The 26,994-nt window shown below is 43.6% G+C and carries 19 protein-coding genes and 6 tRNA genes; 11 read left to right on the top strand and 14 right to left on the bottom strand.

The genetic code is table 11. The annotated features are described in order from the left end of the window. The first annotated feature begins 39 nt into the window (after positions 1-39). The 5 genes from FTV48_RS03580 (at position 40) to FTV48_RS03560 (ending at position 8,571) form a co-directional block, all read left to right on the top strand. Entirely contained in the window at positions 40-3,273 is a 3,234-nt protein-coding gene (locus tag FTV48_RS03580) for a LysM peptidoglycan-binding domain-containing protein (protein WP_179999430.1), read from the top strand. Between the two features lie 40 nt (positions 3,274-3,313). Then, on the top strand, positions 3,314-5,116 hold the full coding sequence (locus FTV48_RS03575) for an extracellular solute-binding protein (protein WP_179999428.1): 1,803 nt from the start codon (positions 3,314-3,316) through the stop codon (positions 5,114-5,116). A gap of 24 nt (positions 5,117-5,140) precedes the next feature. Next, positions 5,141-6,187: an ABC transporter permease subunit gene (locus tag FTV48_RS03570; protein WP_005096376.1), complete on the top strand. Its 1,047-nt coding sequence runs from the start codon at positions 5,141-5,143 to the stop codon at positions 6,185-6,187. Continuing rightward, positions 6,187-7,197 carry an ABC transporter permease gene (locus FTV48_RS03565; RefSeq protein WP_179999426.1) on the top strand — a complete coding sequence of 337 codons (1,011 nt, stop codon included), beginning with the start codon at positions 6,187-6,189 and terminating at the stop codon, positions 7,195-7,197. The genes FTV48_RS03570 and FTV48_RS03565 overlap by 1 nt, the downstream gene beginning before the upstream one ends. 129 nt (positions 7,198-7,326) lie before the next feature. Continuing rightward, the gene (locus FTV48_RS03560; RefSeq protein WP_005171838.1) at positions 7,327-8,571 is read left to right on the top strand and encodes an NADH:flavin oxidoreductase/NADH oxidase family protein; all 1,245 of its coding nucleotides are present in this window, start codon (positions 7,327-7,329) and stop codon (positions 8,569-8,571) included. 63 nt (positions 8,572-8,634) lie between these two features. Here the strand turns inward: FTV48_RS03560 and FTV48_RS03555 are convergent, their stop codons facing one another. The 12 genes from FTV48_RS03555 to pyrC all read right to left on the bottom strand — a co-directional run bounded on the left by FTV48_RS03555 (position 8,635) and on the right by pyrC (position 18,272). After that, positions 8,635-10,056 (bottom strand): iron-containing redox enzyme family protein, encoded by a 1,422-nt coding sequence (locus FTV48_RS03555; RefSeq protein ID WP_179999424.1) that lies wholly within the window; start codon positions 10,054-10,056, stop codon positions 8,635-8,637. Positions 10,057-10,349: 293 nt separating this feature from the next. Next, a tRNA-Glu gene (locus FTV48_RS03550) sits at positions 10,350-10,425 on the bottom strand. A gap of 46 nt (positions 10,426-10,471) precedes the next feature. Continuing rightward, a tRNA-Glu gene (locus tag FTV48_RS03545) sits at positions 10,472-10,547 on the bottom strand. Positions 10,548-10,571: 24 nt separating this feature from the next. Continuing rightward, positions 10,572-10,647, bottom strand: a tRNA-Glu gene (locus FTV48_RS03540). A gap of 131 nt (positions 10,648-10,778) precedes the next feature. Then, on the bottom strand, positions 10,779-11,684 hold the full coding sequence (locus FTV48_RS03535) for an alpha/beta hydrolase (protein ID WP_179999422.1): 906 nt from the start codon (positions 11,682-11,684) through the stop codon (positions 10,779-10,781). A gap of 81 nt (positions 11,685-11,765) precedes the next feature. Then, positions 11,766-13,178 carry an amino acid permease gene (locus tag FTV48_RS03530; RefSeq protein WP_100357224.1) on the bottom strand — a complete coding sequence of 471 codons (1,413 nt, stop codon included), beginning with the start codon at positions 13,176-13,178 and terminating at the stop codon, positions 11,766-11,768. A 112-nt stretch (positions 13,179-13,290) separates the two neighbouring features. After that, positions 13,291-13,366 (bottom strand) — tRNA-Glu (locus FTV48_RS03525). 209 nt (positions 13,367-13,575) lie between these two features. Further along, positions 13,576-13,725, bottom strand: a complete 150-nt coding sequence (locus tag FTV48_RS03520) for a hypothetical protein (RefSeq protein ID WP_005096385.1) — start codon at positions 13,723-13,725, stop codon at positions 13,576-13,578. Positions 13,726-13,805: 80 nt separating this feature from the next. Next, positions 13,806-16,334: a TonB-dependent siderophore receptor gene (locus FTV48_RS03515; protein WP_100328773.1), complete on the bottom strand. Its 2,529-nt coding sequence runs from the start codon at positions 16,332-16,334 to the stop codon at positions 13,806-13,808. Between the two features lie 163 nt (positions 16,335-16,497). Beyond that, positions 16,498-16,573, bottom strand: a tRNA-Glu gene (locus FTV48_RS03510). Positions 16,574-16,593: 20 nt separating this feature from the next. Then, positions 16,594-17,253, bottom strand: a complete 660-nt coding sequence (gene rnt, locus FTV48_RS03505; protein ID WP_034608604.1) for a ribonuclease T — start codon at positions 17,251-17,253, stop codon at positions 16,594-16,596. Further along, positions 17,238-18,272, bottom strand: a complete 1,035-nt coding sequence (pyrC, locus tag FTV48_RS03500; protein ID WP_034608601.1) for a dihydroorotase — start codon at positions 18,270-18,272, stop codon at positions 17,238-17,240. The genes rnt and pyrC overlap by 16 nt, the downstream gene beginning before the upstream one ends. Before the next feature lie 151 nt (positions 18,273-18,423). Here pyrC and FTV48_RS03495 point away from each other — a divergent pair, with 151 nt between their 5' ends. Beyond that, positions 18,424-19,704 carry a diguanylate cyclase gene (locus FTV48_RS03495; RefSeq protein WP_179999420.1) on the top strand — a complete coding sequence of 427 codons (1,281 nt, stop codon included), beginning with the start codon at positions 18,424-18,426 and terminating at the stop codon, positions 19,702-19,704. A 65-nt stretch (positions 19,705-19,769) separates the two neighbouring features. Here FTV48_RS03495 and argG read toward each other — a convergent pair whose 3' ends face one another. Next, positions 19,770-21,110 (bottom strand): argininosuccinate synthase, encoded by a 1,341-nt coding sequence (gene argG, locus FTV48_RS03490; protein WP_100328771.1) that lies wholly within the window; start codon positions 21,108-21,110, stop codon positions 19,770-19,772. A 248-nt stretch (positions 21,111-21,358) separates the two neighbouring features. Between argG and FTV48_RS03485 the strand changes: the two genes are divergently transcribed. The 4 genes from FTV48_RS03485 (at position 21,359) to FTV48_RS03470 (ending at position 25,502) form a co-directional block, all read left to right on the top strand. After that, entirely contained in the window at positions 21,359-21,712 is a 354-nt protein-coding gene (locus tag FTV48_RS03485) for a hypothetical protein (protein ID WP_100534377.1), read from the top strand. A gap of 140 nt (positions 21,713-21,852) precedes the next feature. Then, on the top strand, positions 21,853-23,889 hold the full coding sequence (locus FTV48_RS03480; RefSeq protein WP_100357220.1) for an NADPH-dependent 2,4-dienoyl-CoA reductase: 2,037 nt from the start codon (positions 21,853-21,855) through the stop codon (positions 23,887-23,889). Positions 23,890-23,976: 87 nt separating this feature from the next. Then, a tRNA-Ser gene (locus tag FTV48_RS03475) sits at positions 23,977-24,066 on the top strand. A 170-nt stretch (positions 24,067-24,236) separates the two neighbouring features. Continuing rightward, positions 24,237-25,502 (top strand): tyrosine-type recombinase/integrase, encoded by a 1,266-nt coding sequence (locus tag FTV48_RS03470; RefSeq protein ID WP_373683526.1) that lies wholly within the window; start codon positions 24,237-24,239, stop codon positions 25,500-25,502. Between the two features lie 17 nt (positions 25,503-25,519). Here the strand turns inward: FTV48_RS03470 and FTV48_RS03465 are convergent, their stop codons facing one another. Then, on the bottom strand, positions 25,520-25,786 hold the full coding sequence (locus FTV48_RS03465; RefSeq protein WP_179999416.1) for an AlpA family transcriptional regulator: 267 nt from the start codon (positions 25,784-25,786) through the stop codon (positions 25,520-25,522). Positions 25,787-26,272: 486 nt separating this feature from the next. Here FTV48_RS03465 and FTV48_RS03460 point away from each other — a divergent pair. Then, positions 26,273-26,994, top strand: a 722-nt coding sequence (locus FTV48_RS03460; protein ID WP_306669355.1) for a hypothetical protein, incomplete at its 3' end; no start/stop codon positions are given.

The following is a 26,994-nucleotide window of genomic DNA, read 5'->3' as shown; positions in this document are numbered from 1 at the left end:
TAAAAAATAAATTTATATACGAGTTGTTTGGATTTTTTTATGTATAAACCAACCGCAATCTTGTGGCAGCCGACATTACCAACATTTTTAAAATTTTCTGTACTGGGAACTGCACTTGCTTCCTTGGGACTGACGGGCTGTTCATCTACACAAAGTGCGACCCAAACAGCGAAAAGCAAGCAAGTTGGATCACAATATCTGGATGCCAGCAGTCTGGATGGACTGGAAGATTTACTCTCTGCAACCGATATGCGTGCAGTAGAAGGCGACCGTTTACTGGTTCTGAAGCATGGTGATGTCTGGAAACGCATGACTGTGGGTTTCAAGATGGATTTAAGTGTCTGGAATCCGCGGATTGATGCGCAGCGTGGCTGGTTTATTTCACGTCAGCCTTATCTGGATCGTTTAAGTGCGCGTGCCTCACGTTATTTATATTACACGGTAAAAGAAGCAGAACGCCGTGGTATGCCGACCGAGCTGGCGCTATTACCGATTATTGAAAGTTCCTATGACCCGGCAGCGACCAGTAGTGCGGCAGCGGCAGGTTTATGGCAGTTTATTCCAAGCACAGGCCGTATTTATGGTTTAAAGCAGACCCCTTTATACGACGGTCGTCGTGATGTGGTGGAATCGACTCGTGCAGCCTATGAGTTTTTAGGCAGTTTATATAACCAGTTTGGTTCTTGGGAGCTGGCGCTGGCGTCTTATAATGCTGGCCCGGGACGTATTCAGCAGGCGATTAACCGCAATAAGGCAGCAGGTCTGCCGACCGACTATTGGTCACTCAAATTGCCACAAGAAACCATGAGCTATGTGCCACGTTTCCTGGCAGTTGCACAAATTATTAAAACTCCAGGTCAGTATGGGGTGAGCCTGCCACCAATTGCCAACCGTCCGCATTTCCGTGAAGTGCCTGTAGGCGTGGCCAATTTAAATGAAATTGCAGCCATCACCGGTTTGAGCCGTGCGGAGCTGTATCAATTGAACCCGGGGCATCGTGGTGATCATATTGACCCTACCAGTCCGCGTCGTATTTTGATTCCTGCTGACCTCAGTCCTTCAGTTGATGAAAAGCTGAAAAAACTATCTGGTTCCGGCGGATTATCTGCGAGTAGTGCCAGCAATCTGCCGAAAAACACCACCCCAGTGGTGCCGACCAAAGCTGCGCCTCCCGTATTAAATGCGAAAGCGACTACGCCGGCAAAACAGACTCCACCCGTTCTTGCCAGTACTCGACCTGCAACGACTGCACCTGTGGTGACAACGGCAAATACAGTGGCACAGACCACGAAAAAGATTTCAACGCCTAGAGGCTCATCTGCCTTGGCCAGTTTTGCTGCCCAAAGTGATTTGCCGATTCCAAGTGCGCCACGTATTCCGGTCGCAGTGACACCGGCAGCGCCAGCGAAACAGATTCAGGTCGAACCACCGATTTCTGCAGCCGAGCGTCAGCAAGTTCAGCAGGTCGTCACCGCGCAGGAAACTAACAAAACTGTGGATGAAGTTCTGCAGCCTGTTGCAACACCGGCAGAACAGGCTCAGGTAGTTGAAGAGCTGAAAGCATTGGCGCCGGCAGGCACAGAAATTGTCGATCCTTATGATGGTAAAATCAAGCTGACGGCTATTCAAACCAGCCTGTCTGTGGCTGAGCAGCAAGGCAAGGAACTTACCAAAGGCTTCTCTTATCCGAAAGAAGTTGCTGACAATACCACAGCGACTTCGGTTGAAGCCCAGTTGAACCAGGGTAAAAATTATGTCAAGACTGATTCTGAAGTGGTGGTGGTCGCGCCTAAGGGCAAGCGTAGTACCTATAAGGTTTTACCGGGGGATAATCTGGCACTGATTGCAGCAAAAAATGGGGTGAACTGGCGTGATGTAGCGAAATGGAACCAGATCGATCCAAACTCTACGCTATATGTAGGCACCACGATTTATTTGTATGATGCCAAGCCGGTGCAGGAACAAACCAAAGCCAAAGAAAAGCCGGAATCTTATGTGGTTCAGGCCAATGATTCTCTAACCAGTGTGGCAAGCCAGTTTGGTTTAAGTCTCAAACAGCTGGCTGATTTTAATGGTTTAAGTACCAACAGTGGTTTATTTGTCGGTCAGAAGCTGTCGCTGAAAGAAACGGCTGCATCTAAAGCCAAAGTAGAAGATGCTAAAAAAGCTGAAGCTGCCAAAGTTCAAACCAAATCCTATACAGTCAAGCGCGGTGAATATCTGAAACTGATTGCCGATCGTTATGGACTGTCAAATGCTGAACTGGCGTCATTCACCTCAGGTTTAACTGCGGGTAGCAGTTTGATGGTGGGACAGAAAATCAATGTGCCACTTCAGGAAGTTGAAGCACTGACCGCATCGACCCAAAAGACTGAACAGACATTTGAAAATGTTAAAGTTGATCAGACAGCAACTGAAAATTATCAGGTCAAACGCGGTGAAACCCTGTATAGCATTGCCAGTCAAAGCAAGCTCAGTGTGTCTGAGCTGGCAGCTTTAAATGGTTTTGCAGCCAATAGTGGTTTACGTATAGGCCAGACCATCAAGATTCCAGCCGGCAGTCAGGTGCCTGAAACTTATATAGTTCAATCGGGCGATACCTTGACCGGCATTGCCGCAAAATACAATCTGTCGATGGATCAGGTGGCGAGCCTGAATGGTATTTCTCGTAATGCCGGCCTGCGCGTCGGTCAGCGTTTAAAGCTGACGGGTGAGGCAGCTGAACCCGTGCGTGAGTCTGTGGCGGAAACGGTGTCGAAACATGTGAAATCCGATTCGCATGTGGTGAAATCGGGTGAAACCTTAAGTTCTATTGCGCGTCAGTATCATCTTCAGGTCAAGTATCTGGCCGATTTAAATGGCCTGAATGCCAATGGCAACGTCCGTATTGGTCAGCGTTTAAAAATTGTGGGTGATGTTCCGACGGATAAAAAAGCAGAAGACGTGAAAGTGGCAGCTAAGCCTGTGTCTTCTAGAGCAACTGAATCTTATAGCGTCAAGTCAGGCGAATCCCTGAATGCGATTGCCAGCCGTTTAGGAATTACGGTCACCGAACTGGCCGAGTTAAATAATCTCAGTCCACGTGCCGGATTGCGTGTCAGTCAAACCATCCAGATTCCAAAACTGGTGACTGATTATAAAGTCAAACGCGGCGATACCTTGATCGGTCTGGCCTCACGTTACGGCATGAATAGCAATCAACTGGCGGAAATGAATGATCTCAAACCGAATACACAACTACGTATTGGTGATGTGATTAAAGTGCCAAACTAATTCATTCATCGTGAGATTTTTTAGTTTATTTGTTTTAAGCATGGTTGTCCCGCTGGTAATGAATACCAGTTGGGCAGCCCTGATCACCACGCCTTATATTGCGCTACATAGCCCACCGAAATATAGCCATCTGCAATCCTTACCTTATGCCAATCCGCAAGCCCCCAAAGGTGGTGCACTGATTCTGGCGGCCGATGGCAGCTTTGATAATTTAAATAGCATGAATGGCAAAGGCAATGTCACTGAAGGGATCAACTATATTTTTGACAGTTTGCTGTCGAAATCACTGGATGAGCCCGGGGTGTATTATCCCTTGCTGGCGGAAAAAGTCAGTTTTGACCCCAAGAAAACCACCTTTATCATTTTCCATTTAAATCCGAAAGCGCGCTTTAGCAATGGTCAGCCCGTAACTGCGGAAGATGTCAAATATAGCTTTGAGCTTTATCAGACCCAGTCTAATTTCGGTCTGCAAATGTATCTGGCAGATTTAAACAAGCTGGAAGTATTATCAGCTTTACAAGTCAAAATGCATTTTAAATCCGGGCATAATCCGGAAATGGCCATGATTGTCGCGCAGATGCCCATTTATTCTAAACGGCAATGGCAAGGGCGTGATTTTAAAGACCTGACGCTGAAACCGATTCTGGGTTCAGGGCCCTATGTGATTGAACGCATAGATCCCGGCCGCAGTATTTCGTATCAGCGCAATCCTCAATACTGGGGCAAAAATTTATTGGTGAATCGCGGTCGTTATAATTTTGACCGGATCCAGTATCGTTATTATCGTAGTCCGGAAATCAAGTTCGAAGCCTTTAAATCGGGCCAATTTACTTTGCATGAGGAAAAACAGGTCAATCGCTGGATCAGGGATTATCAATTTCCTGCGGTTCGGCAAGGACAAGTCAAACGTTATCGTTTTCGGCATCAAAATCCGGTCCCGACCCAGAGTCTGGTCTTTAATACGCGGCGTCAACCCTTTGCCGATATTCGCTTCCGTCAGGCCTTAAGTTTTGCTTACGATTTTGAATGGCTGAATAAAGCCATGTTCTATGGTGAATATCAACGTCTGAACAGCTTTTTTTCCAATAGCGAGCTGGCTTCTCGTGGACGGCCGAGTGCCCAAGAGCTGCAAATTTTAAAGCCTCATTTGCAGAAGCTTCATCCGGTTCAGCGTCAGGCTGTACTTCAGGACTGGCAATATCCTCAATCCGATGCCTCAGGGTTTAACCGGCAGAATTTATTAAAAGCCCGTCAATTGCTGTTAAAAGCCGGTTATCGTTATCAACAGGGGCAGTTGGTCAATGCTTCCGGTCAAGCGGTCAAGATTGAATTTTTGCTGCATCAGGTGGAACAGCAGCGTCATCTGATGCCTTATTTACGTCATTTAAAACGTTTGGGGATTCAGGCGAATATTCGTATGGTCGAAACCGCGCAGTATTATGAACGGCTACGAAATTACCAGTTTGATATGATTGTCGACAGCATGCCACAGTCCCTGACACCGGGGCAGGAACAAAAACAGTTCTGGAGCAGTCAGGCTGCCAAGCAGGTCGGTAACTATAATTATGCCGGTATTCAGAATCCTGCTATTGATGCGGTGATTAAGCAAGTAATTCAGGCGCAGAACCGGGAGCAGGTGATTGACAGTACCCGAGCTTTAGACCGTTTGCTGCGGGCAGGTTATTATCATATTCCGACTTATGGTACGGGTGAATACTGGTATGCTTACTGGAACATGTATCAGCAGCCCAAGCTTAAACCTAAGCTCTCCGCGGGCATTGACTACTGGTGGGTCGATGCGGCAAAGGCTCAACGTGTGGCCAATTATTTCAAACAGCATTAAGCTCCAAGCCTATCAGGGAGTGCCATGAGCACTTATATACTCAAGCGTCTGTTGCTAATGATTCCAACCTTGCTGATCATTTTGCTGATTAACTTTATGGTGATCCAGCTGGCACCGGGTGGGCCGGTGGAACAAGCGATTTATCAGGCACAACAGGTCAATGGCTTGACACATACCGGATTACAGTATCAGGGGCAGCAAGGCCTCACCCCTGAGATGATCGAGCAGATCAATATTCAATATGGTTTTGATCAGCCTGCCCATATCCGCTTTTGGGACATGTTAAGGCGCTATGCCCAGTTTGATCTGGGCACTAGTTTTTTTAAAGACAAGGCTGTGACTGATCTGATCTGGGAAAAACTACCGGTATCGCTGTCTTTAGGTCTGTGGAGTACCTTAATCATCTATCTGGTGTCTATCCCTTTAGGCATCGGCAAAGCCAGAAAACATGGCAGTGTTTTTGATCAGATCACCTCTTTAATGCTGGCTGTGGGCTATGCCATTCCAGCCTTTATTTTTGCGATTTTACTGATTGTATTTTTTGCCGGTGGATCTTTTCTGCAATGGTTTCCCTTACAGGGACTCAGCTCTGAAAATTTTGCCGAACTCTCATTTTTCGGGAAAATTCAGGATTATTTCTGGCATATGGCATTGCCATTGTTGGCCATGGTGCTGGGTGGATTTGCCAGTTTGACTTATCTGGTGAAATTTTCTTTTGTGGAAGAGCTGAGTAAGCAATATGTTCTGGCTGCGCGGGCCAAAGGATTAAATGAAAACGCAGTGCTGTATCGGCATGTGTTCCGAAATGCGATGTTAGTGTTGATCGCAGGTTTGCCAGAAGTATTAATTGGGGTGTTTTTCGTCGGCAACCTGTTTATTGAGATTATATTTAATCTCGATGGTTTAGGTGTTTTGGGTTTTGAGGCGATCATCCAGCGCGACTATCCGGTGATTTTCGGTACTCTGTTTATCTTTACTTTGCTTGGTCTGATATTGCGATTATTAAGCGATTTGCTGTATCAACTGATCGACCCACGGATTCATTTCAGTTCACGTCGGGGATCCTCCTAATGTCGTCCTTGATGCAATTAGGCTGGCAACGCTTTAAGCAGCACAAGCTAGGCTTTGGCTGTTTTATTGTGTTTGGCCTTATTTTTATCATGTCCTTGGGCGCAGAACTGATTGCCAATGATAAGCCCTTGCTGGTGAAATATGATCATGCAGTGTATTTGCCTATCTTAAAATCTTATCCGGAAACGGCGTTTGGCGGTGTATTTGAAACCGAAGCCGAGTATAAAGATCCTGCCGTTCAACAGTTAATTGCAGAAAAAGGCTGGGCGATCTGGCCAATTATTCTATTTTCATATCAAAGCCCGAATCTGGAACTGGCTGTTCCGGTGCCTTCGCCACCAAGTACACAAAACTGGCTCGGAACAGATGATCAGGGTCGTGATGTGCTGGCGCGGATTCTGTATGGCTTGAGGGTTTCACTCTTATTTGGTTTTGCACTGACTTTATTGTCGGCGGCGATTGGAATTTTGCTGGGGGCTGTACAGGGCTATTATGGCGGCTGGATCGACCTGATCGGGCAACGACTGCTCGAAGTCTGGAGCAGTTTGCCGATGCTATTTATGGTCATGGTGCTGGTCAGTCTGTTTAGTCCCAATATTTACTGGCTATTTCTGATCATGCTGTTGTTTGGCTGGACCACTCTGGTGGGCATGGTACGGGCTGAGTTTTTGCGTGCACGCAATCTGGAATACGTCTGGGCGGCACGAAGTATGGGTGCAGGAGATGGGCGAATCATGTTCAGGCATATATTGCCGAATGTCATCGGTTCAAGTCTGTCACAACTTCCCTTTATGCTGACTGCCAATATTACCGCACTGACGGCTCTGGATTTTTTAGGCTATGGGCTACCACCGGAAACAGCCTCTTTAGGAGAGCTGTTGCTGCAAGCCAAAAATAATTTAAATGCGCCATGGCTGGCTTTATCAGCTTTCTTTAGTCTGGCCATTGTGCTGAGTTTGCTGATGTATATTGGCGAAGCAGTGCGTGATGCTTTTGATCCAAGACAATAAATCACGAAACTTTTTAATCATCGTAAAAATAAGCAGATGAAAATTGTGTAAATTTGACAAGTTGAATTGTCAATTATCCTGACTTGCGTTATAAACGAATACAAAATAAAAGTAATATCAGGACAGATCATGACCCAATTGGCCGATTCCATTCAAATTCGTCATACCAATTTCAAAAACCGTATTATTAAAGGCGCTATGAGTGAGGCGCTGGCCAATGATGCCGGCCAGCCCAATCAGGCACATTTCAAGTTGTATGAAGCCTGGGCCAAAGGTGGACTGGGCTGTGCCATTACTGGCAATGTCATGGTGGACTTTCGTGCCAAAAATGAGCCGGGCGTGGTGGTGGTAGAAACCGAGCGTGATCTGGAGCAGCTTAAAGTCTGGGCGGAAGTGGGCAAGCAGCAGGGTATGGTACAGTTGGTGCAGTTATCACATCCGGGTCGTCAGTGTCCCAAAGGCTTAAATAAAGAAACAGTTGCGCCGTCGGCCGTACCTTTTAGTCCGGCATTGGCCGTCAGCTTCGGCACACCACGTGCGCTGACTGAAACTGAAATTCTGGAGATTATCCAGCGTTTTGCCACTTCAGCGCAAATTTGTGAAAAGGCCGGTTTTGAAGGCGTCCAGTTGCATGGTGCGCATGGTTATCTGATTAGCCAGTTTCTGTCACCGCTGACCAATAAGCGTCAGGATCAATGGGGTGGCAGTATTGAAAACCGTACCCGTTTTCTGCTGGAAACCTATCAGGCTGTCCGTGCTGCAAGCTCAGAAAATTTCATTATTTCAGTCAAACTGAATTCTGCTGACTTTCAGCGCGGTGGTATAAGTGAAGAAGATGTGATCTATGTCTTTAAGGCGATGGATGCAGCCGGGATTGATATCATTGAAGTGTCTGGTGGCAGCTATGAAGCGCCTGCCATGGCTGGTGTAAAAGAAGACAAACGCAAAGCTTCAACCATTGCCCGTGAAGCCTATTTCCTCGATTTTGCCGAAAAGATCCGTCAGGAAGTCAATTGCCATATCATGGTGACTGGTGGCTTTAGAACCGTCGACGGCATGAATGCTGCACTCGACAGTGGTGCATGTGATTTTGTCGGCATTGCCCGACCTTTTGCGGTAGAGCCGGATCTGGGTGATCGTTTGATTGCAGGGCAAGATGTACGTTATGCGGTTGAGAAAATTAAAACCGGTATTCCGCTGGTTGACAAAATGGCGATTATGGAAATTATCTGGTATGCCGCGCAGTTTAAGGAAATTGCCAAAGGCAAACAGCCGAATCCAAAACTGTCACCGTTAAAAGTCTTTTTGAACTACCTCAAAGGCAATGTTAAAGCCGTAATTAAAGGGCAGTTGAATTCGCGTAAATCGGCTTAAATTTATCATCTAAGCATAAAAAACCGGGCAATTAGAATGCCCGGTTTTTTATTCATCACATAGTTAAGAATAATGCATCGCCTGGGTCTGGAAAGGAAATAATAACTGTCCCAGTTGACGAGTGGCCCATAAACCCACTTCAGTATGATGCATATGCGGTGAAGTATAGGGAATCAGCAAGTCAATTTTCTGTTCCGCACCTTCACAGCGCATAAAGCGATTTTTTAACTGATTTAAACGTTGTTGATCCATACGGCTTAAAGCAGGTTCAACTTTCGCCTGAGACGGCGCTGCGCTACGTGAAGACAGCCGAGTTGCTAAAGTTGCCCCCTGAATCCAGTCTTTAATGATCTGTTTTTCAGTCGCATTAAACACACCAAACATTTTACCTTCAGGATGATCAATCATTTTCCAGAAACGGCTCTGTTCAACAGGAGCATCTTTAATAATCCAGCCTTTCTCAATCAGCACGTTCAGGAACTTGAAAATTTGCGCCGGATCTGATAACCAGTCATTGATGGTTTTGCCACTAAACTGACATTTCTGGTTATGAATATATTGGCCAATCAGTGCCTTGTTCTGGAATACTTTTAAGGCCATGCGCTCAATATCCAGCTCTTTCACAATCTGGGAAGAACTTTTACCGATGTCATTGAGCAGATAGCCTTGCTTGATCAAATCAAGATAAGTCTCCGGATCTTCCGCATTCTCATAATGCTGGATAAAGGCTTGCAGGGATTTTTGTGCATGGCCATTGTGGGCATTATCAATCGTAATATGCACATTGAAATAATGGGGATCAATCCCGAGTTCAGCCAATTCGTAATTGGTAATGAGTAGATGCAGCGGCAACTGTTCATAGCCGAGATTAAAACCAATCACCAGAGGCAAGTATTTGGCCGGCGCATAAGCCAGTGCTAACTGTACCGCGGCCTGCTCATAATAACTGGCATCCAGTTGTTCGGCATAACTGTTCAGCTCATAGTGACTTAACAGGTGCTGATACATGGTGACATGATTGGCACGTGGATGTCCCAGACCCAGTTCTTCCAGATAGATATAGATCAAATCTTTCAGCTTGGGTTGATTGCAGTTATGTACGGTGGAATATAACCAGGAACCATCGACCAGTTTAACCGGTGCAACCTTGGATAGAAATTCGAAAGCATGTGAAACCGTTGGGAAATACTCCCGGGCCTGATGCTGTTTACGCCGTCCCAGATAAGCCTGAAACTTGGCACAAATTTGATGATGTTGTTCTAAAAGATGCTGTTCAACTTGTGCCGGTTGATCCAGCCATTCAAGTGTTTCTATATTCAGTTTTTTAATCAGATCACTCAAATAAGATTCAGCTTGTTCGGTTTTGGTATTCGTCGAGATTTCAGTATCTTGAAAAAAGTCGACCCAATCCTTAAAGCTTTTAAATTGATAATTATGATTATTATTTGGCGATAAAGGCAAACTTAACTCTGTGCTGACGAACATAATCTGATCCTTGCAGATATCTCTTCAGTTACCTTAACGTGCGACTTGACGTCTAGATGTTGAATTTTTGTTCTAATTTATTGGTGTATTGCTTTAAATGAAAATGAACGGATATTTATATGAATAGAAATGTTAAAAGAATGCAAATTGTAAAATATGAATTACATGGCAGCCTATGTAACGAAGAGCATATTTTAATGAGTGGTAAAAAATTATATTTAAATATTCAGAATGCAAAAAAGCCCAAGTCGCAATGCCCGGGCTTTTTTGTTGAGATGTTGCCATCTCGAATATGGCGTCCCTACGGGGATTCGAACCCCGGTTACCGCCGTGAAAGGGCGATGTCCTAGGCCTCTAGACGATAGGGACAGTACAGAAGATCAATTTTAAAACCCTTACTTTTAGCTTGAAGTAATGGCGTCCCTACGGGGATTCGAACCCCGGTTACCGCCGTGAAAGGGCGATGTCCTAGGCCTCTAGACGATAGGGACTTAATAAAATGTACTTCTGAAAATTGGCGTCCCTACGGGGATTCGAACCCCGGTTACCGCCGTGAAAGGGCGATGTCCTAGGCCTCTAGACGATAGGGACGTTTCAGAGGTGGGCGTATAATAGGGTGAAAACAGGGGGGTGTCAAACGCATTTCTATAAAAAAATTGATTTTCTGGATTGAGTGCGTAATTTTAAAACAATCTGATGGGTATACTGGAAAATTACCTGAATTAAGCCGGATTTTTGAGCAATTCCAGCATCGCGGTTAATACCTGTGGGTGCTGTAAATAACCCGCAATATCGTGTGGGCGTTGCACAAACGTGCGAATTTCCTGATTGATAATGGCTGGCTGAAAATTAAAAGGGCTTTCTGAGAGGGGGAATGCTGTGAGAAAATCATCATGTGAATAGAAATTTATCCAATCGCCTGAAATTGCAGCAGGTCTTATCATTGGTTGCGGAAGATGCGCCTGAATGACACGAAATGCCAGTGGTGATCCGAGGGTAATAAAACGCTGGATATTCAGTTCTGGATGTTGAAGCAAATAGTTATAGGCGATCACGCTACCCAGCGAATGTGCCACCAGAATCTGTGGTTTGCTGCTATGCAGTTGATGATGAATGCGCCGATGAACTTCCTGCATAAAAGTCGGATTGGCCAAATAAAGATAGGTTTCCAGCAGGAACTTATGCAAAAAACTGGCGTGTAAACTGGGGAAATAATTAATGAGTACCGCAAAATCCCGCAAGGCAATATCTTTGCTTAATGCTGTAATAAAATTCAGCTTTTGATCAAAGTTGAATGTCTTATCTGGATTTAACTGGGGCACATCACAAACTTGATATTTGCACTGATTGGTTGGTGGTACGGCTTGCCGCTGTGCCGGATGTAGAAAAGGGAAATGCGGCCATTGCTGCGGCATTAAGGTGCTGGCATTGAGTAGATTATGCAAATGATGTCGAGAGAGTAAATCACCATAAAAAGGGATACGGATATGCCGTTTTAAATAGCTAAAACGGGCTTGCTGTTGCGGGTTATTTCTGAGGCCTCTTTTGAGAAGATGCAGCCAATGTTGGCGTAATGAAGGCGCCGTATACTGTTGCTTGTTCATGCCGTGAATAAACACAATTTTCATCGACGCACCATTGAAGCTGCCCAATATACAATCAGTATAGACAAAAAAGAGCGACCGAAGTCGCTCTTTTAAAGCTGATGCTTAAGACTTGTTATGGTAGAACGCATAATAACTGGCATAGCAGGCTGCAATAAACAGCAGACAGCCAAAGAAGCTGATGCGCATTGATGGATCAAAGACCATACTGACACAGGTAATAAAACAGAACACGAAGCCTAAAATCGGCACAATCGGAAACAATGGTGCTGCAAAGCCCAGTTCTTTGACCGTGCGACCCTGTTTATACCACTGCCGGCGGAAGTTGAACTGACTTAAACAAATACTCATCCAGACCACCACCATGGTAAACGCCGCAATGCCCAGTAGGTTGGTAAAGATGGTTTCTGGCGCAAACTGTTCAGACAGCAGGCCTGGCAATGCACCGAGCATGGTCACCATGACTGCAATATACGGTACACCGCGAGCATTGAGTCTTGAGAATACGGCAGGTAACTGTTTGCTGTAGGACAATGACCACATCATACGAGAAGCGGCAAATAAGCCCGAGTTGGCAGCAGAAAGTAACGCAGTGATAATCACAAAGCGGATGATGTCTTCAGCATAAGGAATACCGATGTGCTGGAATACCGTTACGAATGGACTGCTACTGACACCTTCAGCGGCCAAGCCAGCTTCCTGATGCGGGAGTAAGGCCGTCACCACGATAATCGTCCCCACAAAGAAAATTAATAAGCGGAAAATCGCAGTATTAATGGCTTTAGGGACATTTTTCGCAGGATCTTCAGTTTCACCCGCCGCAACACCAATCAGCTCTGTACCCGAAAAGGCAAAGTTCACGATCAGCATGGTCGCAAAAATCGGGAATAGACCTTCAGGGAACCAGCCCTGGGCAGTCAGATTGGTGAATAGAGGTGCAGCTTCGTAGCCCTGATAGCCCAAAACACCAAAGATGGCCAGTAAGCCCAAAACAATAAAGGCAACAACAGTGACTACTTTCACCAGTGCCAACCAGAATTCGGATTCGGCAAACCATTTGGTCGAAATCATATTTAAGCTAAATACAAAGACACCAAAAATAATGGTCCATAACCACATGGAAATATCCGGGAACCATTCCTGCATCAGCAAGGCGGCTGCAGTAAATTCGGTTCCCAGAGTGACAGACCAGGTCAGCCAGTATAACCAAGTGATGGTATAGCCTGTACCCGGTCCAATATAACGTTTGGCATAAGCACCAAATGAACCAGATTCTGGCATATGAACAGCAAGTTCGCCCAGACAGAGCATAACCATGTAAGCGATAATGCCGCCCAGGAGATAAGCAATAATGGCACCTACAGGCCCCGTTTGTGCAATGACTTCACCCGACCCTAAAAATAGGCCTGTTCCGATTGCGCCACCAAGCGAAATCATGACCAGATGTCGAGTACTCATAGCGCGTTTTAAAGGCGCAGAATTGCCCTGATGCGTAGCATCATTCGGAGATGAGTGCATAGGAGTTGAAAAAAATCAGAAGAATGAAGCGAGTTATTGTAGTGAAAAACTATAAATCTGCAATGTATTAATAATAATTTTGAATAAGGCTTGATCGTATGCGATCAATAGATGGCGTCCCTACGGGGATTCGAACCCCGGTTACCGCCGTGAAAGGGCGATGTCCTAGGCCTCTAGACGATAGGGACGTTGCGAGGTGATGCGTATATTAAGGACTCAATTGGTTTTTGTCAAAAGGCTTTTATATAAAAAAGCGCTAAAAGTTCAAACATTAAACAGGAGTAATGCATTAATTTTATTGAGGGCTTAAATAAATCGAATGATTGGGCTTATTTGCTCGTCATTTAGGCGGAAAATGAAACTCCCGCGGCTGGCAGGAGTTTAAAACAGCCAGATTTTAATGATCGGGTGTTTGGTATTCTGTCGGGTTATGCACAGGAGCAGTCTGCTCGGCAGGTGTTTCTACTTTCTCTTCACGGTTCACGATATAAAGATAAAGCAGTGAAGGAGCTAAAATCAGTAAAACCAGTAAGATCTTTTTTAACATGGCACATAGACAAAGTACGAAATTGCATTAATTATAGCCTAAGCAAATTAAAAAGAGCACCGGAGTGCTCTCTATAAAACTTAGAATTTGAAAGTGACATCGGCGATAAACTGGCGGCCGATTTCAGTCATAACTCTTGGTTTGCTTGCGATTGTTGATTTGGTGGTATACGTGTTGGTGCGGTTAGTTACATTGTTAATAGTTAAACCAAAGATTGCATGTAAATCTTTTGAAAGTTTCCAATCATAAGTTGTACGCATATCCCAGATAAATTTAGGTTTAATTTCAGAAGCAATATAAGTATCAAGAAGATTACCTTCATATTCTACTTTGTCATCTTTACTGGTCACTGTGATCATATCGTCGTAACTGTCTTTATAGCTAAAGAAGTTTGAAAGTTTTACTGGTGCGTGATCGAAAGCAATATCCCAATTTACACGGGCAGTCCATGGTTGGTTGAAGTTTTGTGCAGGACGCTCTGACCAATGCATAATTTTACCGTTATAGGACACGAGTTCATCTTGATCTGCGGTTATGAATTTGTCGGTATAATCGGTATAACTGCGGAATACATCGCTATAGTCAAAACCAAAAGCAATGAAATGCTGTGTACTAGCGAATTTCAAAGCTTCACGATTTTTTAATGTGAGTGTGTAGATGTCGGCTTCACCATGACCATCATTGCTATATTCATAAGAGAAGTTGAAACCATCTTTTGGGATATCGGTGTGGGTACGTGAAATTTCATCTTGGTATTTGCGATTCACCCACTTAAGACCTAAATCCCAAGAATGTAATTGGGTGTTGATACCCAAAACAGTTTCATCACTAAATGGTGTGTCTAGGTCAGAGCGACGTGTGGCATTTGCTGAGTTCGTTGCAGATGTGACCCAGTCCGCCTGCGGATTCTCACGTGAGAATTTATACATCAACTCACCAATACCATCGTTGAGTTCGGTGCCTAATGTTTGCTGACCATAGTAACGATTCCAGCCTGCTAAAAATTGCAGTTTGTCATTTGCAAAGGGCTTATAAGACACGGAACTACGTGGAGAAATATTGAAATTACCGCTTAAAGAGTCGTAGTCGGCACGGACACCTACTCGGGTCGATAATTGATCGTTCCATTGAATGTTGTCTTCAAGGAAAGCATTGAAGCGGTCTTGTTGAGCAGAGAATTGTCCAGCTTTATACAATGAACCTGCAGCGACATATTGTCCTGTCCAACCTTGAATCGTGGGTGTCGCATCGCATAAAGCATCATCAGCTAAACAGGTATTGTTAGCTAAATTTTTCATATTGACAGCTGAAACATTTGACATATATACATCAGAGGCACGTTTCCAATCCACTTCTGCATGAGTGTATCCTGTACCCGCTGTAATCTTATGCTGAGTCGTACCAATTTTGAATGGATCAAAGGCTGCTTTTAAGTCGTAGTTGAGCGCAGTTTGATTTTGTTCTAGCTGACCAAAAAGCGTACCTTCAGATACGGTTTTTGAGTCGGTCCAATCTTTACTGCCTTCAGCATAATGCCAAATAAAACCATAGTTGTTTTCTGAGTTTCGGACATTATCAGCACTTTGGAAGTTGAGTTTATGCGTTAATGTTACAGATCCTATGTGGTGTTCTAACTCTGAAAACATTGTTGTCGTTTCTGTGTCAAGCGTACTGGCTGAGTTGCGACGGCTTTCAGCATAATTCAAGCTGTCAAGTAAAGCATAATCAAATCCAAATTTAGCTTTCACTGTCTCGCTTGGGTTATAGAAGAAGGTTGAACCAATGTTGGTATTACTGCGTTCTTGATCAATTTTTTTCGGGTCATCAAAACCACTCATTACAGGAATAATAGATTTACGTTTTGATGCATAACTATTAAACCCCCATTGCTCTGAAAGCTTGCCATAAATATTGGCACTTAAACCTTGTTTGGTATATTCCTTTTGATAGGCTTCAGTCGGCTCTTCAAAGAGCTCTTCTTCTAATGGGCTAACAGCATTAAAGCGAGCCCAGTCACTTTCTGTGTAATCATATGTGACAGTACCATGAATCTTTCCGATTTCAGTTTGTGGTGCACAGGTCTTTGCATTGACCACGCCACCGGTAAACTGACCATATTCAGCAGAAACATTGCTGTCGAGTACTTCCAAATCACACAGTAAGTCTGTATTGACAGCCATCGCTTGAGAGCCAGTGCTAAATGTATTGTAGTTACTTGGACCATCAGCAGGGTTAATTAATAGGTTATTGGATACGCCATTCACAATAAAATTATTTTGGAAGGTTTGAGCACCATTGATAGAAATTTCAGAGGGTTTAAGTTCACCTTGTGAGCCTGCTGCTAACTGTGATTGGCTAAACTGCACATTCGGATTCACCTTTAAAAAATCAGTTATATTCTTTGAGCTATTCGGCGTTTTTGCTAAATCTTCTTTGCTATAAACCGTTTTCCCAACTTCATTTCCTTGCTGAGCTTCGACAATAATCGTGTTGAACTTAAGCGTTGCCTTATTGGGGACAGATTCTTGATAACTGGATTCTTCTGCGAAACTAGAGGTTGATAAAGCTGCCAATATAGCAAGTGAAAGTGAAGAGTAGGCAAAACGCATGAGAAGGTTAAATCTTTGAAAGATAATGAAAGCGATTATCATTAACTTGATTGCTACAATCAATAGTAATGAGAATTATTTGCATTAATTGGGCTTTAAATGTGTAAGATTTAAGCAGCTTAAGTCGCTGGAAAATAAAAATATGAAAAGAGAGGAAAATAGATGGCGTCCCTACGGGGATTCGAACCCCGGTTACCGCCGTGAAAGGGCGATGTCCTAGGCCTCTAGACGATAGGGACGTTTAGAAGATGGCGGTATCTTATTGATCCGCCACCAGAGTGTCAAGCAGGTGAGGCGCGAGTTTGTTTAAAATATAGCAAAACAGTTCAGCCGTCTTCTGTGTGTCATATAACGCAGAGTGAGCTTCTTTGCCATCAAAATCGATCCCGGCCTGAATACAGGATTTCGCCAGTACGGTTTGACCAAACATCACCGCACTCAAGGTCACCGTGTCAAACACAGAAAAACTATGGAACGGGTTCTGGTTTTTGGTGCCGGTACGGGCAATTGCTGCCTGAACAAAACCTAAATCGAAATGTGCATTGTGACCCACCAAAACCGCATGGGTACAGTTTTGCTGACGGCGCACGTCATTGACCGATTTGAAAATACGCTTTAATGCGGTTTTTTCATCTTCAGCCATGGCAATTCGCATCGGATTTGACGGATCAATGCCGATGAATTCCAGTGACCTACGATCGAGGTTGGCCCCTTCAAAAGGATTGATATGTGCATGGTAAGCTTGACCCGGCACAAACTGGCCATCCTCATTATAAACAATCGGAATGGCCGCAATTTCCAGCAATGCATCAGTCTGTGCATTAAAACCTGCCGTCTCGACATCGACAACTACAGGTAAGAATCCACGAAAACGTTGACCAATGATTGGGAGGGTTTCATTTGTCACACTTTTCTCCATTGAATGGTTTTACCCGCATAGAGCGGAATAATCTGTTCACCATCCAAATAGTCTAAACTTTCAGGGATTACTTGATCTTCTTTAACCAGTGTAATGGTGCTGGTATTACGTGGCAGGCCATAGAAGTCTGCACCAAAGTGGCTGGCAAAACCTTCCAGACGTTCAATTTTACCCACTTGATCAAATGCCTGAGCATACAGCTCAATGGCAGTCGGCGCACTATAACATCCTGCACAGCCACACGCATTTTCTTTTGCATTTTTTGAATGTGGTGCGCTGTCGGTGCCTAGGAAAAATTTAGGATTGCCACTAGTCGCCACTTCCAGCAAGGTTTGCTGATGGGTTTGACGTTTTAATATTGGCAAGCAGTAGAAATGCGGCTTGATGCCACCCACCAGCATGTCATTGCGGTTGAACAATAAATGTTGCGGCGTAATGGTTGCAGCGACATTACGGTCTTGCTCAAGCACAAAGTTTGCTGCTTCGCTGGTAGTAATGTGTTCTAACACCAGTTTCAGCTTAGGGAACTGTCTGAGCAAGGGTGCGAGGACTTCGTCCAGGAAGCGCTTTTCACGGTCAAAAATATCGACATGATTATGTGTCACTTCACCGTGCAGCAATAAAGGTACCTGATGCTCTTCAAGCTGCTCAATTACGCCATACACTTTGCTCATGTCGCTGACACCACTATCAGAATTGGTGGTTGCACCCGCAGGATAGAGCTTGATGGCATTGACATGCGCAGATTCTTTGATCTTTTTAACTTCACTTGCCGGGGTGTTGTCTGTGAAATACAGCACCATACGCGGGTCGAAATTTATCCCTTCAGGTACGTGCGCCATGATGCGTTCACGATAGGCATTGGCCTCTTCAACGGTTTTAACGGGTGGTACCAGATTCGGCATACAGATTGCGCGAGAAAACTGTCTGGCTAAATCGGGAACAGTACGTTGAAGTGCTAAACCATCACGCAGGTGAACGTGCCAATCATCTGGCTGGAGAATCGTAATCGTATTCAAGGCAAATTCAGTCGAACAAATAAAACAAATGATAATCCATCTATAGCAAAAATGGTAATGAGAAAGGGCTACAAAATAAGGGATATCTATAAATTAATTTGAAAAAGTATGTTATTTTAAAATTACTAAAAAAATTACATAAATACTTGCAATGGAATACAAGTACAGTTTAGCGAAATTACAAGATGACAAGGAAAACATAGAAGAATTAATTACACGGCAAAGTCAGCGTGTAGGCCCGGTCTTCCCTCAACATCTGGAACAGGAATTCTGGACAAAAAATCTGGAACGTGCCCGCAAACATGTCGAAAAATATGTTTGGGGTGGGGTATTGGCTTATTTTATTTTTCTGGTGGTGATGATCCCCACAGATTACTGGATTATCAGTAAAGAATATTTCGTGCATGATTTTGTGCTGTCTATGTTCGGGCTACTGAATGGCGGTATGTCATTAATTCTCTTTTATATGTTTTCCTGTTTACCCAAGATCAAGCGCTTTTTTCTGCAAGCTTCAATGCTGCTGGTATTCTGGATGCTGGTGTCCATTTCCTGTATCACGATGTTGGTTAAAACCCCAGCGTTACAACATCAGTCGATGGCAATCGTCACCATTATTTATATTCTGGGTTATATCCTGACCGGTATTAAGCCTGTACAGATGCTGGTCACCGGACTGGTCGCTGCAGCAACGACCATTATTGTATTATCAATCATGGCCATAGACTTTAATCCGCTGGTTTTTGGGCGAATTCTGATTGGGAGTTGCTTACTGGGTTATGTAATTAGTCATATGATTTTCGCGCGTGAGCGTGTGATTTTTTTATACAGTATCCGGGCCAGAATCAGTGAGCAGATCCAGCGTATTCATACCACCGAATTGTTACATTTAAGCCAGTATGATGAACTGACCAAGATTTCCAATCGGAGAACTTTCGATGAAACGCTTGAAGTGTATTTTGAACGGGCCCGTCGTGAAGACACTACCTTGGCGATCCTGTTTATCGATGTGGACTTTTTTAAAAACTATAATGATTTTTATGGGCATCAGAAAGGCGATGATGTTATTTCAACCATTGCCAGAACCATCAAGAATGCGATCCGTCATATGGACTTTGTGGCGCGTTATGGCGGGGAAGAGTTTGTTGTGTTATTGCCAGAAACAGATGCACATGGTGCTTATGCCGTAGCTTCAAATATTTTCAAGGCGATTGACCGTCTGGAAATTCCCCATGAAAAATCTTTGGTTGCGAGACATATTACCATCAGTTTAGGCATTACCGTCTATCGTGGTGAAACAGATACTGATAAAGATATATTATTGGGAATTGCAGATCAGGCGCTGTATCGTGCCAAGCAGCTTGGGCGCAATCAGATTTATTATCAATCACTTCGTTCCGTCAATTCAGATACCGCCAATGGTTCGATGCTTTAAACATCAAGAACAACTATCCATAAAAAAACCGCTCATCAAGAGCGGTTTTTTAACAAAAACAAAACTTAGTTTTTGTCTTTCAGTTGTGGCACTGCAGATGCTGTACCCACTGCAAGCAAACCAGTTTCTGTATAGATGCCAAGTTTTGCGCGGGTATCGGTAATGTCCAGATTACGCATGGTCAACTGACCAATACGATCCATTGGAGAGAACATAGAATCACCTTTCTCCATGGTCAAGCGCTCAGCTTCATAGGTCAGGTTAGGCGACTCAGTGTTCATGATGGTGTAATCATTACCACGACGCAGTTCTAAAGTCACAGTACCGGTCACGGCTTTAGCCACCCAACGCTGTGAAGTTTCACGCAACATCAGCGCTTGAGAATCGAACCAACGGCCTTGGTACAACAAACGGCCTAAACGTAAACCGTTGATGCGGTATTGTTCGATGGTATCTTCGTTATGAATACCGGTCACAAGACGCTCGTAAGCAATATGAAGCAGCGCCATACCCGGAGCTTCATAAATACCGCGAGATTTTGCTTCGATAATACGGTTTTCGATTTGATCCGACATACCTAGACCATGACGGCCACCGATACGGTTCGCTTCAAGAATGAATTCAACTGGATCTTCGATACGTTGACCGTTGATCGCAACAGGGAAACCTTCTTCAAAAGTAATCGATACTTCTTCAGCTTTCACTTCGACGTCATCTTTCCAGAAGGCAACGCCCATGATTGGATCCACGATTTTGATGCCCGCATTCAGGTATTCAAGATCTTTGGCTTCATGGGTCGCACCCAACATGTTTGAATCTGTTGAGTAGGCTTTTTCTTTTGACATTTTATAGTCAAAACCGTTGTCGATCAGGAACTGCGACATTTCTGCACGGCCGCCAAGCTCATCGATAAAGGTTTGGTCTAGCCAAGGCTTGTAAATTTTAAGCGCAGGGTTGGTCAACAAACCATAACGGTAAAAACGTTCAATGTCGTTACCTTTGTAAGTAGAACCGTCACCCCAAATATTGACGTCATCTTCTTTCATGGCAGTGACAAGCATGGTACCTGTAACAGCACGACCAAGAGGAGTCGTATTAAAGTAAGGAACACCGCCAGTTGAAATGTGGAACGCGCCACATTGAATTGCAGCAATACCTTCTAATGCAAGCTGTAAACGGCAGTCGATTAAGCGTGCTTTTACTGCGCCATAAGCTTCAGCTTTTTTTGGAATCGCATCGTAATCGTCTTCGTCTGGCTGACCCAAGTTCGCTGTGTAAGCATAAGGTTCAGCGCCTTTTTGTTTCATCCACAAAAGAGCAGCAGAAGTATCTAGACCACCAGAGAAGGCAATACCAACTTTTTTACCTACTGGGACATTCTGCAAGATAGTTGCATTATCAGACATTGTTCATCCTAATGATATGAAATAGGCACGCCAGAATTGGTGGCCTGAAAAAATACATATTGTCTCAATTGTATCATTAATTTATTTAGGTTTGCTTTAGAAAAGAAAAACTCGTTTTAAAATCTATATTCAATAGGCTTAAATAATCATAAATCGCACGATTTTGAGCAGAATCCTGCTAAAAAAGTAAAAATTCGCTATATTCAGCCGAATAAAGTTAAAAACTCAGATAAAACAGGAATAAATGCATGGCGACTCATATCCCACCCTTACCTAATTTAAATCCTAAAACCAAGAATGAAACGCTGGCACTGTTGCATGGGATTTATGCCGGTCTGATTGGTTTTAGTACACTGGTATTTTTATATCTGGAATATCAGCAAGCCAGTATTTCTACGCTGAGTTTAGGTATGGTGCTGCTGCTTTTAGGCGGCCTGGTATTTTTTAATATACAGGCCAGCATCAAAGTCAAACAGGGCAATGGTTCAGGACGGACTTTATCCAGAATTATGGCCATCCTGATGCTCCTGAGTTTTCCGATTGGTACAGTATTGGGCGTGATTGCATTATGGAAATCTAGCGCGCGACAATGGCAGGATTAATCCGCCAAATAGAAAGTGATCCTCTTCTAAAGATTGATATTTGTGCCTGAAAATGCTGAACTCCGGGTCATAAAAAGCCACTGAAAATCAGTTAAAGTAAGGGAATGACTTGCTCAGCCAAATATAATCAGGGATTTGTTATGACTACGACGCGCTATGCCAACATTTTAAAGCCACTGCATTTGGGTTTTACCACCATTAAGAACCGGGTGGTGATGGGGTCGATGCATACTGGCCTAGAAGATCGTTTTTATAATTATCCCAAACTGGCTGCGTATTTTGGTGAGCGTGCAAAGGGTGGCGCAGGTCTGCTGATTACGGGTGGAATATCGCCCAACCGTCAAGGCTGGTTGTTACCGGCGGGCGGTACCATGAATACTTTGGGGGACATTGCGCCGCATCGTTTGGTGACGCATGCAGTGCATAAGCATGGTGCCAAAATTCTGTTGCAGATTCTGCATGCCGGACGTTATGGCTATCAGCCTTTTGTGGTCTCGGCCAGCCCGATCAAGTCGCCGATTTCTCCCTTTAAACCACGTGAAATGTCAGATAAACAGATTCTGAATACCATTCAGGATTATGTCAGAACGGCCAGTATTGCCAAAAAAGCCGGCTATGATGGCGTAGAAATCATGGGTTCTGAAGGCTATTTGCTGAATCAGTTTTTAAGCCGGCATGTCAATCAGCGTGCTGACCGTTGGGGTGGCCCGATCGAAAACCGGATGCGTTTTGCCGTAGAAATTGTCAAAGCGATTCGTGAGGAAATTGGCGAAAAATTTATTATCTGTTTCCGTTTGTCGCTTCTGGATCTGGTACATGATGGCAATACCATGCAAGATGTGATTACCGTGGCTAAAGCTTTGGAAAAGGCGGGGATTACTTTACTCAATACCGGTATTGGCTGGCATGAAGCACGTATTCCCACCATTGTGACTTCTGTACCGCGTGCAGCTTTTGTCGATTATACCGCTGAAGTGAAAAAGCACGTGGCGGTGCCGGTCATTGCATCGAACCGGATCAATATGCCAGATACTGCTGAAGAAATTCTGGCTTCCGGCCAGGCAGACATGGTGCAGATGGCACGTCCATTCTTGGCAGATGCCTTCTGGGTCAATAAAACCGCGACCAATCGTGTTGATGAAATCAATACCTGTATTGCCTGTAATCAGGCCTGTCTGGATCATACCTTTAAAAACCAGCGCGCAACCTGTCTGGTCAATCCACGTGCCGGCTATGAAACCGAACTGGTCTATGTCAAAACCAAAAAAGCCAAAAGTATTGCAGTGGTCGGTGGTGGTGTTGCAGGGCTGTCTGCGGCCACAGTCGCAGCCAGTCGCGGGCATGATGTGACGCTGTTTGAGGCCAGTCATGAAGTGGGTGGACAGTTTAATCTGGCTAAAGTCATTCCGGGGAAAGAAGAGTTTCACGAAACGATTCGTTATTTTAAAGTCCAATTGGAAAAAACCGGCGTTGATGTGCGATTAAATACCCAAGTGAACCGTGAACAGCTGGAGCGTGAAGGTTTTGATGAAGTCATTGTCGCGACTGGTGTCGTGCCGCGAGCGCTTAAGATCGAAGGCAGTCAGGCACCGCAAGTCTTGTCTTATGCAGAAGTACTACGCGGTGCGCCAGTCGGAGATCGTGTTGCAGTCATTGGTGCAGGCGGTATTGGTTTTGATGTGTCCGAGTTTTTGTTAAAGCCGCCGCATCAGGTACAGCCGCAACCTGTGAATGAATGGAAACGTGAATGGGGTGTAGACCCGAATCCAAATTATGTCAGTGAAGGCGGCATGCAAGGTGCAGAAATTGAAGCACCTATTCGTGAAATTTATTTATTACAACGTAAAAAGACACCGCTTGGCGCAGGCCTAGGCAAGACTTCAGGCTGGGTACATCGTGCCCAATTAAAAAAACACGCGGTGCGCATGTTGCGCGGTGTGCAATATAAATCTGTTACCGATGAAGGCTTATGGATTGAGGTGGATGGCCACGCTCAATTATTGCGTGTGGATAGTATTGTGGTGTGTGCAGGACAGGAGTCGGTAAAAGATTTGATGCCACTTGCCGGGGAAAATACCTTGGCACAATATCATATTATTGGTGGGGCTAAACTGGCTGCCGAGCTGGATGCCAAGCGTGCCATTCGTGAAGGAGCCGAATTGGCCGCCAAATTGTAGGGATTTGATGAAACTATATGCAGTTAATCAGATTCACTGTAACTTTCACTTGTCAGTTACATAAAAGCGCCGTATTATTGCGCCCATGGAAGCGTGGCAGAGCGGTTTAATGCACCGGTCTTGAAAACCGACGAGGGTGTGAGTCCTCCGTGAGTTCGAATCTCACCGCTTCCGCCATACAACACTTTCCAACATTGCTTAACGCAATATAAGAGATTGATTATATTGGTTAAAGTTGGAATACAGCGGTATGACGCACGTTGACACTTGACGTAAATCGACGGTTATAAAGTAGTAAGAAATGTAGTAAGTTAAAACTTACTACATTTTTTTTTGCGTGGTTTTTTATCATGGCACGTACTCAAAATAAGCTCACAGCGCTACAGATTAAAAAACTTAAAGCGGATCCTCAAAAGAGCATAAAGATTGGTGATGGCGGAAATCTCTATTTTCGTGTTGATCCGAATGGTAGTCGGTATTGGATATTTAATTATACCCGCCCATATACAAACAAGCGCAATGAAGTATCCCTCGGTACGTATCCCGAAATCTCTTTAGAAGATGCACGTAGAATTAGAGATGAGTACAAGATACTTATTCAACAGGGGATTGATCCAACAACAAAACGTTTACAAGCTAAACACCAACGCCGACATGAAATAGAAAATACCTTTGCCGTGATTGCATCTAAATGGCTAGACAAGCGAAAAGTAGAACAAAAGCAAGACAGCGAAACAATTCGTCGCTTAGAGCATGACGCACTGCCATATATAGGCAAGTTGAGCTTTGATCAATTAACATTGGAGCTATTGGAGGATCGGGTATTTCAGCCTATTCTCGAGAGGAAAGCATACGCTGTTGCAAAAAGGTTAAAGTCAGACTTAAATCAAATCTTCAAATTTGCTCGAAAAAGAAAACTCATTACTTATAATCCGGTTGAGGATATTGAACTCCCATCACCACCAAAGAAAAATCATGCCGCAATTGTTGAACCACGTGAGTTAGCTTTACTTGTTAAGGCTGTATGGGGCTACGGTGAACTACATCCTAGAAGTTTAATTACTACCCAAATTGCAATAAAACTCTCTCTACTCATTTTTCAACGACCTGGTGAGATTCGCCAGCTTAAAAAATCCCATTATGATCGAGAAAATCATTGTTTAAAGTTTATTGCGAGTAAAACCAAACAAGACCACATTGTTCCGCTCTCAAGCCAAGCAATTGAGCTACTTGATTCGATTATTAATCTCTATCCAGAAAACGAATATATTTTTGTTGGACGAGAGGGTAAAGGGTTTATTTCAGAAAACACAATGAATAAAGCGCTAGAGCGAATCGGCTTTGCAGGAAAGCATACGGCACATGGTTCACGTGCTACAGCAAGAACACTATTGGCTGAGATTTTTAAGCAGCCAGCAGAACATATCGAGCATCAGTTAGCGCATAGAGTTAAAGATCCTAACGGTACTGCATACAACAGAACACAGTTCTTAGAAGATCGCCGAGAAATGATGCAGAAATGGGCGGATTATTTGTATGACCTTTTAAACGATAGAAAGATTGAGACAACGTTATTTCAAAAAGATTCAAGCCTGTCTACTGGCAGGCTTTAAGGGAAATAAAATAGTCGCTATACAGCTCTATTTTTACTTGAGATCCATTCATTGATTTGACTTTCAGACCATGTTGGCATGCTTGCAGTAATATAGGTCGGTGCAGGGAAGTCACCGCGCTTTACGAGTTTCCAAAGCATGGACTCTGAAATGTTGAGTAAGCCAATGGTTGCTTCACGATGGGAGAGTTTTCGTGTGCGACCAGAACGATCTACAAAGACCTTACCAGCACGTGCTGGATAATTAACGAGATCTTTCACTCGATAAAGTTTAGTAATAGACATTGTATGTCTACTCCTTTTTTATTGTTAAAGCAGGATTGCTTGAGCCAGAGCTTAGCAAAAGAAAAAAATAGATAACTCCAAAAGTGTGAAATGAGAGAAAAATTCTACAACTTATTTTTTAGAAAAATATTAAAGGTGAATGATGAAATACAGTTGAAGTAACCTATATGGGAGCCCTAATCGTTTGTACAATTTTTGTTACCTATGTTGATATCCATTTTAATAAAGCAAAAGAAACTTTATGAAGGTAATAATTTTAGAAATGATGAAGATAAAGAGTAAGTCTAGTGTAACTTACGATATTAGGTATTTTTATCAATAAAACTAAAATATGATAACTATTGCACTTATTTTGTTAAAATTATAATAAATCATTATTTTGTTTAAGATTTATTTAAATTTTTTGGATAAGAAATATAAAATTTTGTATAAAAAATATACTTGCTTCAGTTATAATGAAAGAATTAATACTTGCGAATAAGAATCATGCAAATTCACTTTACAGTACAAGACAGTGAAAAACATATTGAGGAAGGACCAATTCAAGTAGGATGGTTTTTAACTGACGATAAAGCCTCAATTCTATTTGAACCTCCTTATCGAATGCGCTCACAGTCACAACAAAAGCATGCTAAATCAGCCAGTCGTTGTCCTGCTGTATTACAACTTGAAAGCAGATATTTCGTTATCAATTGCCCATTTGACTTTCATCTACGTTTTGATCGTGATCAAACTGGTAAGCCGAGCTTAGTGAATATTTTAGGTGATGCTTCTCCTGTTCGTGGTAATAAGTTACGTGAATTATTAACACTCGTGAATGAAAATGAATGGCGTACTCCTAACGTACCGATCTTACAGTTAAAGCTTCCTTATTGCTTTATTGCAGACGAAGTTGTCTATATCACTCAACTCGATGCTTTTGGACATTACCGTAAAAATCCTTTACCAGGTACTATTTTTGGCGGACGTTTTCCGATTCACATTTGGCCAAGACCTTTGATGTGGGCATTCGAATGGCATGACACAAAGAAAGATTTAATTTTAAAACGTGGTGAACCTCTATTTTATTGTCAGTTTGATGGTTTTATCGATTATTTTAAAGAAATTTTAGCACTAAAAAATGCAACGAAGTCCGTAAATGGTACATTCGATTGCTCTGCGGTTGCCAGTTCTTTCACCGTAAAAGTCTGCGCTTCAAGTTCACGCTC

This window comes from Acinetobacter sp. YH18001, from assembly GCF_013416975.1.
Classification (GTDB): Bacteria; Pseudomonadota; Gammaproteobacteria; order Pseudomonadales; family Moraxellaceae; genus Acinetobacter; species Acinetobacter pseudolwoffii.
The sequence above is the reverse complement of the archived record's forward strand: the minus strand, read 5'-3'. Positions and strand labels throughout refer to the sequence as shown.

Coding starts and splice junctions, on each gene's coding strand:
- FTV48_RS03565 (WP_179999426.1), top strand. CDS start 6,187: ATGTCGTCCTTGATGCAATTAGGCTGGCAACGCTTTAAGCAGCACAAG.
- FTV48_RS03555 (WP_179999424.1), bottom strand. CDS start 10,056: ATGTTCGTCAGCACAGAGTTAAGTTTGCCTTTATCGCCAAATAATAAT.
- FTV48_RS03560 (WP_005171838.1), top strand. CDS start 7,327: ATGACCCAATTGGCCGATTCCATTCAAATTCGTCATACCAATTTCAAA.
- argG (WP_100328771.1), bottom strand. CDS start 21,110: ATGTCTGATAATGCAACTATCTTGCAGAATGTCCCAGTAGGTAAAAAA.
- FTV48_RS03495 (WP_179999420.1), top strand. CDS start 18,424: ATGGAATACAAGTACAGTTTAGCGAAATTACAAGATGACAAGGAAAAC.
- FTV48_RS03575 (WP_179999428.1), top strand. CDS start 3,314: ATGGTTGTCCCGCTGGTAATGAATACCAGTTGGGCAGCCCTGATCACC.
- FTV48_RS03530 (WP_100357224.1), bottom strand. CDS start 13,178: ATGCACTCATCTCCGAATGATGCTACGCATCAGGGCAATTCTGCGCCT.
- FTV48_RS03480 (WP_100357220.1), top strand. CDS start 21,853: ATGACTACGACGCGCTATGCCAACATTTTAAAGCCACTGCATTTGGGT.
- FTV48_RS03515 (WP_100328773.1), bottom strand. CDS start 16,334: ATGCGTTTTGCCTACTCTTCACTTTCACTTGCTATATTGGCAGCTTTA.
- FTV48_RS03570 (WP_005096376.1), top strand. CDS start 5,141: ATGAGCACTTATATACTCAAGCGTCTGTTGCTAATGATTCCAACCTTG.
- FTV48_RS03520 (WP_005096385.1), bottom strand. CDS start 13,725: ATGTTAAAAAAGATCTTACTGGTTTTACTGATTTTAGCTCCTTCACTG.
- FTV48_RS03535 (WP_179999422.1), bottom strand. CDS start 11,684: ATGAAAATTGTGTTTATTCACGGCATGAACAAGCAACAGTATACGGCG.
- FTV48_RS03485 (WP_100534377.1), top strand. CDS start 21,359: ATGGCGACTCATATCCCACCCTTACCTAATTTAAATCCTAAAACCAAG.
- FTV48_RS03580 (WP_179999430.1), top strand. CDS start 40: ATGTATAAACCAACCGCAATCTTGTGGCAGCCGACATTACCAACATTT.
- FTV48_RS03465 (WP_179999416.1), bottom strand. CDS start 25,786: ATGTCTATTACTAAACTTTATCGAGTGAAAGATCTCGTTAATTATCCA.
- rnt (WP_034608604.1), bottom strand. CDS start 17,253: ATGGAGAAAAGTGTGACAAATGAAACCCTCCCAATCATTGGTCAACGT.